General features: G+C 45.6%; 18 protein-coding genes. 10 read left to right on the plus strand and 8 right to left on the minus strand.

What is annotated here, in order from left to right; all coding sequences use genetic code 11:
• The first annotated feature begins 485 nt into the window (after window positions 1–485).
• The 9 genes from P159_RS20900 (at window position 486) to P159_RS0104925 (ending at window position 7,096) form a co-directional block, all read left to right on the plus strand.
• Window positions 486–1,007: a hypothetical protein gene (locus P159_RS20900; protein ID WP_221174056.1), complete on the plus strand. Its 522-nt coding sequence runs from the start codon at window positions 486–488 to the stop codon at window positions 1,005–1,007.
• 291 nt (window positions 1,008–1,298) lie between these two features.
• Window positions 1,299–1,586, plus strand: a complete 288-nt coding sequence (locus P159_RS20210) for an RNase H1/viroplasmin domain-containing protein (RefSeq protein WP_029542019.1) — start codon at window positions 1,299–1,301, stop codon at window positions 1,584–1,586.
• Between the two features lie 352 nt (window positions 1,587–1,938).
• Window positions 1,939–2,448: a helix-turn-helix domain-containing protein gene (locus P159_RS18400; RefSeq protein ID WP_029542055.1), complete on the plus strand. Its 510-nt coding sequence runs from the start codon at window positions 1,939–1,941 to the stop codon at window positions 2,446–2,448.
• A 121-nt stretch (window positions 2,449–2,569) separates the two neighbouring features.
• Window positions 2,570–3,151, plus strand: coding sequence for a recombinase family protein (locus P159_RS0104895; RefSeq protein ID WP_029542022.1), 582 nt, complete (start codon window positions 2,570–2,572; stop codon window positions 3,149–3,151).
• Window positions 3,152–3,239: 88 nt separating this feature from the next.
• Complete coding sequence (locus P159_RS0104900) at window positions 3,240–4,178, plus strand: hypothetical protein (RefSeq protein ID WP_051650139.1); 939 nt, start codon at window positions 3,240–3,242, stop codon at window positions 4,176–4,178.
• 391 nt (window positions 4,179–4,569) lie between these two features.
• Window positions 4,570–5,475, plus strand: a complete 906-nt coding sequence (locus P159_RS0104915; RefSeq protein WP_029542026.1) for a hypothetical protein — start codon at window positions 4,570–4,572, stop codon at window positions 5,473–5,475.
• A gap of 312 nt (window positions 5,476–5,787) precedes the next feature.
• Window positions 5,788–6,189 (plus strand): hypothetical protein, encoded by a 402-nt coding sequence (locus P159_RS20505; protein WP_185753612.1) that lies wholly within the window; start codon window positions 5,788–5,790, stop codon window positions 6,187–6,189.
• 92 nt (window positions 6,190–6,281) lie between these two features.
• The gene (locus P159_RS0104920) at window positions 6,282–6,638 is read left to right on the plus strand and encodes a hypothetical protein (RefSeq protein ID WP_029542029.1); all 357 of its coding nucleotides are present in this window, start codon (window positions 6,282–6,284) and stop codon (window positions 6,636–6,638) included.
• A 53-nt stretch (window positions 6,639–6,691) separates the two neighbouring features.
• Window positions 6,692–7,096 (plus strand): hypothetical protein, encoded by a 405-nt coding sequence (locus tag P159_RS0104925; RefSeq protein WP_029542031.1) that lies wholly within the window; start codon window positions 6,692–6,694, stop codon window positions 7,094–7,096.
• 254 nt (window positions 7,097–7,350) lie between these two features.
• Here the strand turns inward: P159_RS0104925 and P159_RS0104930 are convergent, their stop codons facing one another.
• Both P159_RS0104930 and P159_RS0104935 read right to left on the minus strand, forming a co-directional pair.
• Window positions 7,351–7,770: a hypothetical protein gene (locus P159_RS0104930; RefSeq protein ID WP_029542032.1), complete on the minus strand. Its 420-nt coding sequence runs from the start codon at window positions 7,768–7,770 to the stop codon at window positions 7,351–7,353.
• Window positions 7,771–8,565, minus strand: a complete 795-nt coding sequence (locus P159_RS0104935; protein WP_029542034.1) for an AAA family ATPase — start codon at window positions 8,563–8,565, stop codon at window positions 7,771–7,773.
• 1,360 nt (window positions 8,566–9,925) lie between these two features.
• Here P159_RS0104935 and P159_RS0104940 point away from each other — a divergent pair.
• Window positions 9,926–10,288 (plus strand): hypothetical protein, encoded by a 363-nt coding sequence (locus P159_RS0104940; RefSeq protein WP_185753613.1) that lies wholly within the window; start codon window positions 9,926–9,928, stop codon window positions 10,286–10,288.
• Window positions 10,289–10,338: 50 nt separating this feature from the next.
• Here the strand turns inward: P159_RS0104940 and P159_RS0104945 are convergent, their stop codons facing one another.
• The 6 genes from P159_RS0104945 to P159_RS0104970 form a co-directional block, all read right to left on the minus strand.
• Entirely contained in the window at window positions 10,339–10,989 is a 651-nt protein-coding gene (locus tag P159_RS0104945; RefSeq protein ID WP_051650140.1) for a hypothetical protein, read from the minus strand.
• 27 nt (window positions 10,990–11,016) lie between these two features.
• Window positions 11,017–11,469, minus strand: coding sequence for a DNA repair protein RadC (gene radC / locus P159_RS0104950; RefSeq protein ID WP_029542040.1), 453 nt, complete (start codon window positions 11,467–11,469; stop codon window positions 11,017–11,019).
• A gap of 58 nt (window positions 11,470–11,527) precedes the next feature.
• Window positions 11,528–11,692 (minus strand): DpnD/PcfM family protein, encoded by a 165-nt coding sequence (locus P159_RS19840; protein ID WP_080705920.1) that lies wholly within the window; start codon window positions 11,690–11,692, stop codon window positions 11,528–11,530.
• A 3-nt stretch (window positions 11,693–11,695) separates the two neighbouring features.
• Window positions 11,696–12,652: a lambda-exonuclease family protein gene (locus P159_RS0104960; RefSeq protein WP_029542042.1), complete on the minus strand. Its 957-nt coding sequence runs from the start codon at window positions 12,650–12,652 to the stop codon at window positions 11,696–11,698.
• Between the two features lie 92 nt (window positions 12,653–12,744).
• Complete coding sequence (locus P159_RS0104965) at window positions 12,745–13,578, minus strand: ArdC family protein (protein WP_029542043.1); 834 nt, start codon at window positions 13,576–13,578, stop codon at window positions 12,745–12,747.
• 86 nt (window positions 13,579–13,664) lie between these two features.
• Complete coding sequence (locus P159_RS0104970; protein ID WP_072004113.1) at window positions 13,665–15,479, minus strand: ATP-dependent helicase; 1,815 nt, start codon at window positions 15,477–15,479, stop codon at window positions 13,665–13,667.
• Window positions 15,480–15,532 lie beyond the last annotated feature (53 nt).

Genomic DNA, 15,532 nt, shown 5'->3' on the forward strand with positions numbered 1-15,532 from the left:
AATAAACTGGTTCCTCTCGATGACTATAACTGCTCTACGAAGCGAATAAATATCGCTCCAAATGTCCTTGGCCTTGGTATCAATGCTATAAATATCATGCGGGTATGTGAGAGGAGCAACAAGAAAACAAGAAAAGGGCGTTTCCTATGGGGTTCTTCGCTGTTATTTTCTATTTGACTCTGGATATAAATCCACGAACCCTGTCAAATCCGGCGAGTGTCAATACAATCGAGCTGTATAAAGCAAGTGATGCTAACAATGCAAAGCTGGTCGAAGCATTTAGAAATACCATGATAAATGCTCTCTGCAGGTTGGATGACAGCTTAATGCATTTGTGTAGTCTACCTGATTGGAACTGCTGCCGCATAGACTACACACTGAATATGAAGTTTCCCACCAACGAAGAGAAGAACATCTTCTGGTGCCTTACACATAAGACCTCTGCGTATAACAGAACTGAGTGCAAGCGAATAAAAGGCATGAAGATGATGGAGCAGTCAGCCGCTGAGGGTAATAAGTCGTATAAGACAATGTTTTATGACAAACTTGAAGAATGTAAGGATACATACCAAAACCTGAGAGAACCTGAACGTAGCCGTCTATTGGCTGAGGCTGATAAGGTCATCAGGATGGAGCACCAGGCATTTAAAGGCGCTATAGGTGCTATGGTAGCGCGATATAAGTTGCCTAATCGTGGCATTATGTGGTTCTTGTCAGAAACTATCGCTAAAAATGAGTTACTTTGTCGTTATGACAAGATGGTTGGTACAGGGGACTTTTATAAGAGGGAAGAGGCAAAAAGGATAATACTGAAGAATATATCCAAGCCGTCTGAACAAGAGAAGCTTATCCAATTGTTGGAGCTTATTGCCCAGAAGCGCCATATTGATATAGCTAGAGAGGTTTTCACATGTAAAGTAACAAAGGACAGTGATACTGAGGAAAATGTTGGTGGCAGGACATTCCCTTTGGCACATGGAACGGCAAGACATTCAGTGAACGTATAAAAGAAGATCCGGGCGTTGGGAATAAATCCGATGTTGATTACAGATAACTCGCCCCAGAATTGTTTGGCCAACCCCAGGCAACTTATAGAGGAAATTGAAGTTTGACCTGGTGGAGCGCTATATGGGTATCAAAAAATGTGCTTTTTGCAAAAACGAGAGAAGCCTTGATTTTTCGTGGGTTCCAAAGTCAATTTTGCTGAATTTGAAAATTATGCACCAATTATGCAGTTATAGCGACAATTTCGTTGAATATGAGCAGATTAGTAGGTATATAAACACGGAGGAGAAATAATGGCAAAGAAATTCTATGCAGTGGCAAATGGTCGCAAGACGGGAATATTCGAATTGTGGGCAGAAGCCGACAGGCAGGTAAAAGGCTTTACAGGTGCGCGCTATAAAGGTTTTAACACTCGTGAGGAGGCAGAGAAATTCTTGGAGGAAAGTAAAGCAGTATACAAGGTGGATCATATATATGCTGTAGCAAGAGGCAGAGTTCCGGAGTATATTATTCTTGGGATGAGGCGGAGGCACAAACTAAAGGATTTAGCGGAGCAAAGCACCGTAAATGCAAGACGATAGAAGAAGCAGAAGCATTTATTGCAATGTATAAGATAAATGACTCTGATTTGGCTGCAGAAGCGCGTACAGCCGAAGATAATTGGAGGAAGGAAAACTATATCCCCTTCAATAGGAGCGTAAGTCATAATCACAAGCATAAGATAGAAATACCATAAGGTTCATCCTGGACTTAATATGTGTACAAAACTGGTGACTAGGCTGTAAACAAAAATTAACAGCCTAGTCTCTTTTTTATGATAAAGATTTTTGAGGTTGAATTTTATCATTGAAGCGATAAGTTGTAGCTTTACAATATATGGCAGATGTAGTATATTTAAAGCGATAATATTATTGATACAAAGAGGGTTAATATATGGCTAAATTTGATTTTGAACAAATGTTGCTTATGGCAAAAGATGCCAACCAAGATGGGCTGAAAGAGTTTGGATTGGATTTCTTAGCTGAGGCTTTTGTCATGCTATATAACCGATATGATTGTGATAGAGTAGAAAGACCGCGATATGATGAGCAAATATATCGTATAAATGAGCTTCGTAGGAATCTACTGGAAAATGAGGATCAGAGCCTTCTAACCAGTCGTATACATGATATGGAGCGACAACTTACTGAGACAGAAATGGAACGGGACAATCTACAGGATGAAAATGAAGAGCTTGAGAATACCTTACACAGAGCCAGGAAGCGCATAGCTGAACTCGAACAGAAGTTGGCCTTGGTTCCGAAGGCAGGCCGACCAGACAAGTATGATGCGAAGTTTCGAACAGAAGTCAGGTCTTACTATAAAGCAGGACATACATACAGAGAGACAGCCGAGCACTTCAATATTTCCACTAATACTGTTAGTCGTTTTTTGAAAGATTGACCATGCCTCGCAGGGGGGGATGCGTCAGAATTTGACAATTTTGGCGCAGGTGGCTCTATACGGGACTGCCTGTGCTCTGTGAGTGTCAGAAAATATGTCCAAAACGTAGGGAGGGGTATTTATGATCTATGGCTATGCACGCGTCTCCACGAAGAAGCAGTTGGAAGGTAATGGCCTCGAAGCACAGGAGAAGGCTCTGTTGGTTGCTGGTGCTGACGAGGTAATCAAAGAGCAATACACTGGCACAACCATGCAGAGGCCCCAGCTGGATGCTTTGGTGGAACGTATGACAGAGGGGGATATACTGATGGCGGCTAAGTTGGACAGGATAGCCAGGACTGCCGCCGAAGGCGCAACACTCATTCGCAGCTTGCAGGAGCGTGGCGTGGCTGTCAATATACTCAACATAGGTGTTCTGGACTCATCTACTACTGGCAGACTGATGACGAATGTACTGCTTGCCTTTGCTGAATTTGAGAGGGATCTCATCGTAGAGCGCACCCAGGCTGGCAGGGAAGTCGCCAGAACACATGCTGGCTACCGGGAAGGACGGCGGCCATTGCCTCAGGCCAGGAAAGATGCGGCTGTGGAAATGATTAGCAGAGGACACAGCTACAAAGAAGCCTGCGAGGCTACTGGACTCAGCAGGTCGACTGTCTTGCGGGCAGTGCGGGCAAGCAGGGGAAAACAGATTGTTTCTTGATGTGCTTAAGCCTTGGCTGGCAAAGGATTGACAAGCCTACCTCCTATGCTAGAATGATGTTAAGAATTCTCTTGAAAGGAGCCACCTCATGGCAGAGATTAAAGACGAAGAAGAACTGAAAGCCCTATATGATGCGTCCTGCAAGAAGGTGCTCTCAGAGAAGGGCATAGTGGCTCACATACTCAAGACTTGCGTGGAAGAGTACGAGGAGACCACTATCGAAGAAATCATCGAATGCATCCAGGGCAAGCCGGATATAGACAAGATTCTCGTCCAAGATGTCAGCCTGCCCACGCGTGTAGGCAGTGAGCAGACTGAAGATGCCTCGGACAAAGAAGGAACCATCTTCTATGACATTCGCTTCACCGCCACGGTGCCTTCAAGCGATGACGAAGTCATAGAGCTTATCATCAACCTTGAAGCTCAGAATGATTTCCATCCCGGCTACCCGCTACTGAAGCGCGGGGTCTACTATTGTGCCAGGATGATTTCCAGCCAGTACGGCACGGTGTTCGTTCAGTCTGATTACGGCAAAATCAAGAAGGTCTACTCTATCTGGATCTGCACCAATCCATCGCAGGAAAGAGAGTACACCATCACTAGCTACAAGATGACGGAGGAGAATATCGAGGGTGGCGCCAAGGCAAAGAAGAAGGACTACGACCTTCTGGATGTCGTTATGGTCTGTTTGGGACAGAAGAAGTACAACGAACTGACAGGGCTTCTGAGTATGCTGAATATGGTGCTGAAGGACAATTATCTTAGCAGTGCAGAAAAAAGAGAGAAGCTAGAGAATGAATTCAAAGTGGAGATTACTCCGGAACTTGAGAAGGGAGTGGCTGATATGTGTAATTTGAGTGCTGGCATTGAGAGACAAGGAATTGACAAGGGCAAGACTGAGATTGTCCTCGAAATGCTCAAGGAAAATCAGCCATTGGACTTTATTTCCCGTGTATCTAAATACTCTAAGGAGAAGATAGAAGAAATAGCTCGCCTGAATGGTGTTTCTCTGACTCCCGGAACTTGAGAAGGGAGTGGCTGAGATGCGCAATCTGAGTGCAGGAATTGAGAGACAGGGAATTGAGAAAGGTCTTCAGCTGGCCATGAAAGAGACTGAAGAACGGGCCAAAGATATGCTTCGCGATCACATGGAGCTTTCCTTGGTAGAGAAATACACTCGGTTGCCGCCGAGCGTATCAAGGAGTTGGCTCGGGGAATAGGACAAGGGGCACATGCCTGACGACAATTATATGATGAATGATAACAAGAGCGAGGCTGTGCCTCGCTTTTTTGCTGTCTCTGCACTGCTCATGGCGTGATTGGAGGCGATTTCCGCTTAACTTTCACATGTGTTATATATGCTTATTCTATAATGTGTTATAATATATACAGAAAAATCTAAATGAGGGGGCGATGACATGGAACAAGAGAAGTCTAGAGAGAAGTTCATTGTCAGGAGCGTGCGGGGGCCGCAGGAGGCTTTTGACCTGCTGAAGCAGATGAGCGATGAAGGTTTTGAGAACCAGGGGGAGGCTCTGGAGTATCTGGTAAACCTCTACAATATCGAGGAAGGGCGCAAGAAGACTGGGCGGGAGACTGAAATTGACGAGTTCCGCAAGCACTTCAACCGCATTATGGATATGTACCTGGCCTCTTTGGCTCTGTGCTCTGATGCTGAAGATAGAATTAGGGAAGGTTTTTCTGTCCGCATGGAGAACCAAGAGCAGGAGATAAAGCGTTTGCGTGAGCAGTCGGCTGAACGTAAGGAAAAAATAGATGCTTTAGAGAAGAAGCTGGAAGATAAGCAGGCGGAGCTTGATGCACAGGAAGAGGCATTGGCTAAGGCAAAAGAAGAGCGTGATGCTGCTATCAGCGACCATGATAAACGTGAGGCTGCTATCCGTAAGCAATTGGACATGATTGACACGCAGAGTAGGGAGCTTGCCGAGAGCCGTAATCAGATTGCAAAGCTGACCGAAGTCAAGGACAGCCAGGTTGATGCGGTTCATCAATTGAAGGAGCAGGTAGCTTCCCTGACTGCCAAGCTGGAGAACCTTGATGATTACAAGCAGCGTTTGTCTAGGGCACATGATGAGTTACAGGCGGCCTCTGATCGTGTATCTGAATTGAGTGAGAGGCTGGCCGATGCCAAGGCCAAGTTGGAGGCAGCTGCCAAGGATAAGGAGAATGCTGTTCGTGAAGCCAAGGTGCAGGCGGCACAGAAGGCTAGTGACAAGATTGAGCAGCAGCAGGTGTTATATAGCAATCTCATGGAGCGTTACGAGAAACTAGGGGAACGTATGCGTCAAGTGGGGCAGGCATAAGGCGCGGAGGAAGATCTTATCCAATATTGCAGGAGTTTCTTGCATATTGATAGAAATACAAGGGAGACTTGAGGAGGTATAATAAAGATTGGTTATAAAATAATGGAAGAATTATATAAGGAAATTATTTTTAGGCACAATTATGGGACTGGTATTGCTAGTAAATAGTAATGCAGTAGAGATTCTGATTATTGGGGGATTTTTCATATAGGATAAATTATTATGTTATAGAAGAGAGACTTAAGGCTGTAGACATGAATGGTTTTGGGTATTGTAAGAGTAAAGATAACTATGATTTATGAGGAAAAGACTATGAGATTTTTTAAATTTATATTAACATGCCTTTTTATATCGCTATGTACATTGATTACAAATCCACAACATAGTGCGTATGCCCATCCGCTTGTAAGAATAGATTATGGTGATATTATTCATGGACAGCACTCATGGTGGGCTGTAGATAAAGGCTCATTAAAGCATGGCGGAAGAACAAGTGATAAAAAAGATTGGACTTGGGTTGATATCGAAGTGTCTTATGGCAATTACTATGAAGAAATAGAGTTTAGAAAATATCATTTTGTGTCAACCCAAAACGGGTGGGAATATACCTGGAAAGGCTGGACGGGAAAGCACGCACCAATTTCATCAGGTCGAGAAGAACTGGTTTCTAATGATCGTCTAGCTAATGATATCTTATATATTGCGTTGCATTAAAGTTTCGAAAAAATATATAGAGAAAGAAAATTATATATTCAGATTAGTTGGCGGTGGACAACCTAATAATTTCATAACGGAGGACTATTATTATGAAGCGTTTAATTTTTATCGTAATTATTTGCTTTGTTTTATGTATAGGATTATCTGGATTTGCACTTGCAGAGGACGTTTATTTGGAATCTCGTAGTATTAACGCTACTGGGAGTAAAAAATTAGATTCATATTTGGTCACGGAAAGCATATCTATTACGAATGATGTATGTTATGCTGATGTGAAAGAAGTATACAAAGGAAATCTTTTTGATATGGTTAATTATATGTTCTGTTTCAGTCCCAAAAGAGATAGTTGGGTGTACAAGACGAAATCTGGTAAAACTTGGCTTTCACTAGAAAATAACAGTATTGCCTCAAAAATATTTTATGGATATATTGAGCCACGTTTGTGATTATAAATTTAAAATTATGGTGTAATGATAATCGGATGGGAGTGGGTTTTTCTATGATGAAGAGACTATTACTTGCTGTAATAGTTATGTTTGCTTGTGTTGGTGGAGTTGTGTTGTCTCCTAAGGATGGAAATTTTGTCTTTGGTAGAGCTGAAGCTGTGCAAGTATATACTATTCCTAAATACTTAAATAATGATCCTAACTGGCCATGTATATGGCCAGGAGGGAATGTTGGAACCTATATGGATGTATCTTCTGTAGTCTCTAAGGATGGTTGGCAGTATTATATAGAAGCGTCTGTGAATAATAATACTGATGCTATATTTGGAACTAATACTGTAGCAGTGAAGAGGAAAGGGGACATGATTTATACTAAGGGAAATCCTCATGGTATGCCTATAGATGTTCCAACCCCTGCTTCTAATGCTTGGAAAATTATTAACGGCTTTGCTCGTTAATGCTCTAAATATATGGAAAATATTAGTCATATTGCGTATTAGGAAGTGGTGAGATCACGCACTAGCACAGGGGCAGACGTGATATAGATTCAATGTATAGCAAAGACCCGTCCAATTCGGATGGGGCTTTGCTATTTTTGAATATGTTGCTTTTGTTGTTCAACAAGTAAATTGTCGTATTTTGAAGTGTTGGATATGTTGCTTTTGTTGTTCAACATTACCAACATATCCAATAGTGCCAACATAAAGTTGTATCAGCTAAAGAGGCTTTTGTCTGTCTTCTTGTCGAGGCCTAGTTTGTGCCTATTCTGTTCCAGTGCTTCTACCACTGGCTTCCAGTGTTCTTCATACAGCTGATCGACGGCTTGGCTCATAAACTGATTGACGCTGATGCCACTCATCTTGGCGAGCTGCTTGATCATGTTGGCCTGTCGGTCGGGAAGAATCAGATGGATATGTTGCTTGCCTGGAAATTGCCTGGGAGTTTTCTTTTGAGGTTGTATCTCAGCATTGTCAGTATCTGATCGTTGGTGCTGCTTCTTTTGTTGTTCAGCGTATTCATAAATATCAATATGCTCTTTGGTAGGCGCTTGTGGTGCGAACATGTTCTCTGCTGCACTCTTGGACTTATCGAATGGGTTAGCACCGGCTGCTATCGTTATCTTCTTTCCCATTTACTTTGCACTCACTTTCTTCAAGACATCAACATCAAAGATTTCCTTTATGAGTTGCGCATAGTCAATGGCGGCATTGGATTTGGAATCATGCGTGAATATGTCCGTAAGAGCTGCTTGAGCTTCTTTGATGGCAATGGCCTCGCGAATGCGGCTATCAAAGACGACAGTTTTTAACTGTTTGGCTGCTGCATCAAACAAGATCACGATTTCCTTGGTCAGATTGGCTCTTCCCTGAAATCTTGTCAGAACTATGCCAGAAACCTTCAAACTGGGATTGGCGTGCTCTTTGACAGACTCAATAGTTTCGTAAAGCTGGCTCACACCCTGAAGGGAGAGTATATCTGCCTGTGCGGGTATAATCACATAGTCTGCAGCTACGAGTGCGTTATTGGTGAGAGTGCCGAGTGCTGGAGGCGTATCAACCAAGACATAGTCGTATTCGCCTTTGAGTTCCTTAAGCGCGCTTTGGAGACGGTATGGACGAGACATCTGGTCAGTAAGGCGAGAATCAATAGAGGCGAGAAACATAGATGCGGGAACTATGTCGAAAAGATCAAGATGCTGTATGCCATCGTTTATGGAGTTCTCTTTTGCCAAGACTTCGAGCATGGTGACGGTATTCTTGTCCTGTGCATCAGATATGGCATGGCAGATGGAGGTTAGATTGCTTTGAGGATCGAGGTCAATGAGCAGCACTTTGAAGCCTGCATGAGAGAGTCCGGCACCTATGCTTTGCACAGTTGTTGTTTTACTGACGCCGCCTTTCTGGTTGGCTACGGCGAATATTTCCATATATATCAGCCCCCTAAAAAATTTTTTCTTATATTATACCACAAATGTTGTTCAACACATACAGTGTTGTTTTTGTTGAACAACATATCCAACATACCACAATATATAGTATATAAATTGTATATATTTAGTTCCTACCACTAATCAGTGTTGGATGTATTGAACAACATATCCAACAAAAGCAACAGTATATACGTTGGATGTATTGGATATGTTGTTCAACATAAGGATATGTGAGGCCAGTCCGAGCTATTGACGAGGCATAATGTAAGATGCTATGATATTCATGGTTCATAAACTTGCATACAGATGTTTGCAAGAAACCATAAAAAAGAATGAGCCCTTCGATATTTGGCGGTATCGAAAGGCTCTCAATATTCACAGCTCCAACTTGGGTTTGGCGACCTTGCTGGATGCTCTCACCGGAACGGCACTCCGGTTTGATACTGCGATATGCTTTTGTTGTACGCAGGCTTGTTGCCTATGCGTATACGGAAATTATAGCAAATCCCAGGTATCAAATCAAGTATTTTAGTAAGTTAGGAGCCTGTCCGTGAGAGGATAGGCTCTTTTTTGATGCCAGCTGTAGACGATGTTGAGCGGCAAATCATCGGCCAGTAAAAGAACCGGCACGGCTAATCACCGTGGGCTGCACCGTTAGATGGCGGCGGGTTACCGCAGTTAAAATTCAATCCAGAAGCTCTGCGGGGGCAGTTCCTGCAGATGAGGGCACCGAGACGTGCGGTGTCCAACAACAGTCCTGAGATGCCCCTCACAAGGGTAGACGAGGCAGGCGGTGCAAATCATGGTAAGTTTCAGACCTGGTCATGTTGTCGGGGTGATAGCCGACTGAAGCACTGTTCCATCAGCAATGATGGTAGTGGACGATAGCGACCGACCGATGGGGCGTCAAAATCGCACACTCTACTACAGAGAAATCGAAGATTTTCTCGACTTTCCTGTGGCAGAGCGTCCTCCGCTCCCTCTCTCCGAAGCGTATCAAAGAGCAACCACCTACACAACCTCTTAAAAAGAAAAAGTTACCTAATCGAGATAGTAGGCAAGGCGTTGCTAAGGTGAGAAAATGCAATGCATCGTGAAGCAGTTGGCATAGCTCGCACCCCTTTGCACCGTCCGACGTATATAGAGGTCGAGCGTTGACTGGAAGTGGGATTTGGTACAAATCACACTGGAAGGAAACGCAGCAGAGCCGTAGTTTGTCTTCCAAAATGAAAGTCAGCATTAGTAGGAAAACGTTGAGGTGACAATCATGGGGGTCTAGGGGGAGGATTTTTTTTTTGAATATAGAATGTACCTAAGGATAGGAATGTCGGGGGTTGATTTGGGAGGTGTATTCATCTTGAGAAAGTTATTGTCTATTCTGACAGTGGTGACTATGTTACTTGTGCTTTTGGTAGGGCAAGTATCTGCAAAGGATTATTGGGTATATACTCATAGCGGTAGTGGTATGCAGTATTATGTGAGTAGTGAAGGTTCAGATTTCAGGCCAGGTTATGGTAACAAGCATGCAAAGGTAAAGATAGTTGAACCTAAAGGTAGAAATTCTTGTGAAACTTGGAAGTTTGGGTATGATGAGGGGGAATGGTATTTTAGTACCAAGAGTAGTCTGTGGGAATCTGTTCCTGTTAGGAATTCTCCTCCAGCTCAGGCAATATTGAACTTTGGGTTAGCGCATTGGAGCAATAAGGGGTTTGTTGAATGATTTTTAGGAGGGCTTCTAGCCCTCCTTTTTCTTATAATAAGTGGCATAATTTATGCCTCCTTAGCATCTGAAAGTGACTGGACATTGCTGGCAATGTCTTCAATGTCCTGGGTGAAGACGCCAGAGCCATGGCAAGCAGTTAGGATGGCGTCAACGTAGGAACGCTTCTTGGCCATCTTGAGGATAGTGTTGAGGTTCCCGGCGAAGTCACTGCGCTGATATTTCCGCTCCTTGCTATTGCAGCTGCCAAGGCCTACTGCTATGACGGTACCTTCCTTGTCATAGATGGTGGTCTCTACTTCATAGAGTACAAAAAGCTGGTCGAACTGCTCGATACGATTCAAGATGCGGCTGGTGCTCCGATAGTTGAAGATAGAGGCGAGCTTTTCAGCTCCAGCTTTCAGCAGAGCAGGCTTGCGACCACAGCCAGGGATAGTGTTGTAGTCTGTACCTGGCTTCAAGTAGTTGCTGACAATATCTTCTATATCAGTAGGAGTAGCATTGCTCTTGGATGCGCGGCTTCCCTTGGCGGGAGATGCCTTCTTGCTGGTAGTCTTGTTGGTTGACTTGGGGGCGGGCTTTTCTTCCATTTCCTTCTGTTGGGGAGCCGGAGCAGCTTCCTTAATAGGCAGGGAGATAGGCTCGATGTTCATGGAATTGGCTTTTGCGGAGAGTGCGTTCTTGATGTCGTTGATGTTCATGGTGTTTTCCTCCTTCAGTTCAGTTGATTAAATCTGGTCATGCTCTTTCAGGCTGTAGTGCCCGTTGTAGCCGATGATGATGTGATCCAGCATGGGGATGTCGAGTATCTGACCGCATTTGACAATCCTTTCGGTAATAAGCAGGTCTTCACGGCTGGGGGTCACGTCCCCGCTGGGATGGTTGTGGAAGAGGATTATGGAAGCTGCGTTGTGCAGGATGGCTCCTTTGAAGATTTCTCTGGGATGGGACAGGCTGGCGCTCAAGGTGCCACGGGTTACTTCCATAACGCCGGTGACATGGTTCTTAGTGTCAAGGAAGAGGGTGCCCAAGACTTCCTGAGCCTCGTCTTTGAGATTTAAGGCTGCATTGATGGCATCTACGGCAGTTTCTGGGCTGGATATACGCTTGCTGGCTATGTCATAGCGGTGTGAAGATTCCCTGACGAGCTTGATCTTGGCAATGGAGATTGTTACTGACATGATAGGCTCCTTTCTAAAAGCAAAAGGCCGCCAGGCTTATGCCCAGCGGCCCCAAAAATCATTTAGCAATATCTATGATGGTGTCACGATGGTCGCTGTAGTCCAGGACGATATCGCAGTTATCATAGTGGCTGATGACGTGCTCGATGGCTTCATCAGCGGAGGTTGCTTCAATGGTAAGATCCCTGACGAGGGTTTCGGTGATTCTGACAATGTACTTCATGGTTTAGTCCTCCTTGTTGGCTTTAGGTGCAGTGATTGAGAAGCGGCGGTAGGAAGTGGCCTTGGTATACTTGGCCACAATATCAGGATGATCTGCTTTCAGCTTGGTGGTATCGAGACGGCTGGTGCTGCTGCTCTTCCAGCGGACGGAGTAACCAGCGGGAGATTTGCCGCATTCAGCATCCTTCATAATGGCCTTGAGACGATTCTCTGCCTCTGCCTTGGCAGTTTTCAACTGTTCCTCAAGATTCTTGCAGTCTTCGATATTGGCTATGAGCTGGTCTGCTTCATCGGGGAGAATGATGCTGGTGCCATTGGATTCAGGGTACATACTGGCTATAGCATTATCAGAGGTGGCATCTGCCTGGGGAGCTGTCTTGGTGAGGACATGATTGTTCCAGAAATTTGCCTCCATAGCTATGATGGTCTTGATGGTCTCTTCATCACGGGGAACGGCTTCATAGCGGAACTGGTTGCCACCGATAAGAACGGCAACATAGGCTTTGGGGAGGTCGCATACGGCAAGGTAGTGCTGGATCTGAATGTAGTATTCCTGGGGCAGTCCATTTTCCCAATCCTTTGCGGCAAAGTTGTTGGCAGTCTTGATTTCAAGGAGACTGACGGTGCCATCAGCTTCATGGACAATGCCGTCAATGTTGGCAAGCATGAAGGGATATTCTTTGCAGCAGAACATAAAGGGGACGGTCTCCACATTGAGGCCGGAACGCTTGGTGAACTCATCACGCAGGACAGGCTCCATGACACGGCCCCAGTACATGGCCTCGTTGTCATTGTCGGCAATGGTGTCTGTGGTCTTATCAAGATAGATGTCCAAAGGGCCGCGCCAGCGGTTGAGGCCGCAGACAGCGGCTGCATCGGAGCCACCAATGCCCTTCTGGCGGAGCTTGAGCCATTCTTCATGGGTAAGGGATTCAATCCTTGCGATAGCAGTTTTTGACATTTGTTTTTCCTCCTGTCATAATAATGGTGTATGAATAAGGGAAGAGCCTGACAGCTTATTGGAGCTATCAGGCTCTTTTTTTATTTGGTCTGTCAGACGGCGGCCAGATCCACTTCGTCTTCGGAGACGTTGAGTACGGTGGTAACAATCTTCTCCACGTCATTGAGGACGGAGAAGATCTCCTGCATGATGCTGTTATGGCTGTGCTCCTTGGCATAATGCTCGATATAATCAAAGCCCTGGACTTCAAAGCCGTTTACTCCGGCAATATTGGCAAGTACGAGGGCTGAGAACTCTGCCACTACCTCTGCCTTGTTCCTATCGAAGACGCGGAGGTCAACGAAGGTAGCGTGGATGGCATGGGCAAGCTCATGGTAGTAGACGATAGCGTCCTGGCTGCACAGCTTAATGCTGTTGGTGCTAATGCTGTACTGGCCCAAGTAATTGCTAGTTATGGGCCGATAGGAGACATTGATGCCCAGCTTGTCGGCTACGTCAAAGAAGGTGGGATATTTGTGGGGACGATAGTCATGGTCATAAGGCAGAGGATTGCCATCGGTGTCTTCATAGCGGAAGACAGGAATGGGCCGATAGCCTTTGACGACGACCTTCTCAACGTCCTCACCAGTCAGCTTGTCTTTGTCTTTCACCTTGTAGGCAAGGGGAGCGAGAATATGAATAGCTTTGGCTCCCTTTTTCACCTGACGGCCAGCATCCTGCCACTGCTTGTAACCACGGGCATCAGCTGTTCCCTGAAGCATCTGCAGGATACGGTTGCCAATACTCCAGCTGTCAGAAGGAATTACATCGCCGGGATGACGGTGGATGATGGAGAAGGCTACCTTTTCCGGCAGCTTCCCAGTTTTGAACATATCCATAAGTTGGTCTACGGCATCTTTGATGATCTCGTCTTTGGTCGTCTTCATTTTGAAATCTCTCCTTTGTATTCTTGTGAGTTGGTTGGCAGATATTATCTGTTGGTGGTGAACGCGGCATAAGAATCGCTCCTTCCTTAGTTGGCAACAGAAAAGGCCTCCTGCAAAAAGCGGGAGGCCTTATTTTCGTCTGTGGAGTTATTGCTGTTAGTGGGATAGCTGATGTAGAGGTTCTTTTTGGCCCTTGTCACGGCTACATACAGGAGACGGCGTTCTTCTTCCTGATCCACGCCATCACGGGTGGAAGGAAGGGCACCGTCGTAGCAACCTATCAGGAAGACTGTGTTGAACTCAAGGCCTTTGCTGGCATGTATGGTCATGAGCTGGACACAATCATTGTGGTGCTGGGTGGCGTTGGCCTGTATCTGCTTCACCTGCTCCTGCAGGGCGTAGAGCTTGGTCATGAAGGTGGTGAGATTGCCATACTCAGTCAGTTCTTCGCTCCATGCTCTGATAACAGGGACAAGAACCTCGCCTATATACTTGCCGTACCCAGCTTTCAGTAAAGTATTGATGGCGGAGCTGGTAGCTGTAGAAGGACTTATGCTGTCCAGGGCTTGGGACATGGAGGCAAGATAATCAAGGTGGAAGTATGGCAGGGGAAGCTTCTGGGCGGCGGCAAGATAATCCAGCGATTCTTTCTTGGCTAGTGCCTTGATGTCTTTGAGAAGGTATTTGCCAAGATACAGGAAGGGCATTATGGCCTTGAAGTTGTTCTCGATGGGCAAGAGAGCGTAGTTTATCAACTTGATGATGCCCAGGTATGGCTGGCGCGAGAACTTCAAAGAGACATGACTCTTGCAGACAAATGGGACTTTTGCTTCCAGCAGTTGAGGTAGTATAGCTTCACTGAGGGATGATGAACGGTAGAGGACGGCCATATCCCTATACTTGATGCCATCACGGTGGAGCTTTCTTATCTGCTGGATGATATGGCTGGCCTCATCAGCCTCATCAATGGCCGTCAGGTATTGAGGGTAGGATGACATGTCAGAAGAAGCGGCGATAAGAGGTGGCTCATTTGGCATGATTTTGTTTGCCAGTCCTATGATTGGTGGCGTGCTGCGGTAGTTTACCGTTAGTTCGTGTACTTTGGCAGTGGTGGCAAAGGTGGATACGATAGCTGGCTCAGCACCTCGGAAACTGTATATGGCTTGGCGAATGTCAGCTACCACGCATACGTTGTTAGACTTGGCTGACATAAGCTCAATGAACCTTTGCTGTACTTCATCGGTGTCCTGATACTCGTCAACCAGTATGAAATCCCATGTGTCCTGCAGCTGATGGAGGACATTTTCTTCTTTTAGGAGCAGCTTCAGGGCAAAGGGCTGCATGGTATCGAACGTCAGCAAACGGCTCTTTATCAAGGCATTGAAATACTTAGCTTTGATCTTCTCCGTGGTGGCATCTATGTCGGACAAGCGATTGAGAGACCTGACTACCTGCTCAATGGTAGTGTCCTCTTTGCCAATGAGCCTAGAGATAAGCTGGTCGCGGGAAGCTTCATTGGTATCTACTCTGTACTGGCTGAATCCGTTGGCCATAAGTAAGTGATAGGCGATGGAGTGGAAGGTCGATACCTGGCAGTTGGGTGTGAAGCCGATACGGGCCTTGAGTTCAAGTGCAGCTTTCCGGGAGAAAGTCAGCATAAGAATCTTGGCTTTGGGGCATTTCCAGAGGATTGTCTGCATACGCGCCACCAGCACGGTAGACTTCCCTGTACCTGCTCCACTGTTTATGAGTGTATGCCCGGCAAGAGGTGTCAGTGCGGCAAGCTGTTGCTCGTTGAGATTGGGATGGCTGGATTCGCATACTGTCAATGGCTTGATGTCAGCTATGGGCAGTACGGCTGTCGGTGCCCAAGATGGGCGAGTGGTAAAGCTGGTGTTCATGTTGGAAGCTCCTTTCAATTAAAAAGACCGTCATCGAAGTGATGACGGTCAAA

The organism is Selenomonas sp. AB3002 (genome assembly GCF_000702545.1).
Classification (GTDB): Bacteria; Bacillota; Negativicutes; order Selenomonadales; family Selenomonadaceae; genus Selenomonas_B; species Selenomonas_B ruminantium_A.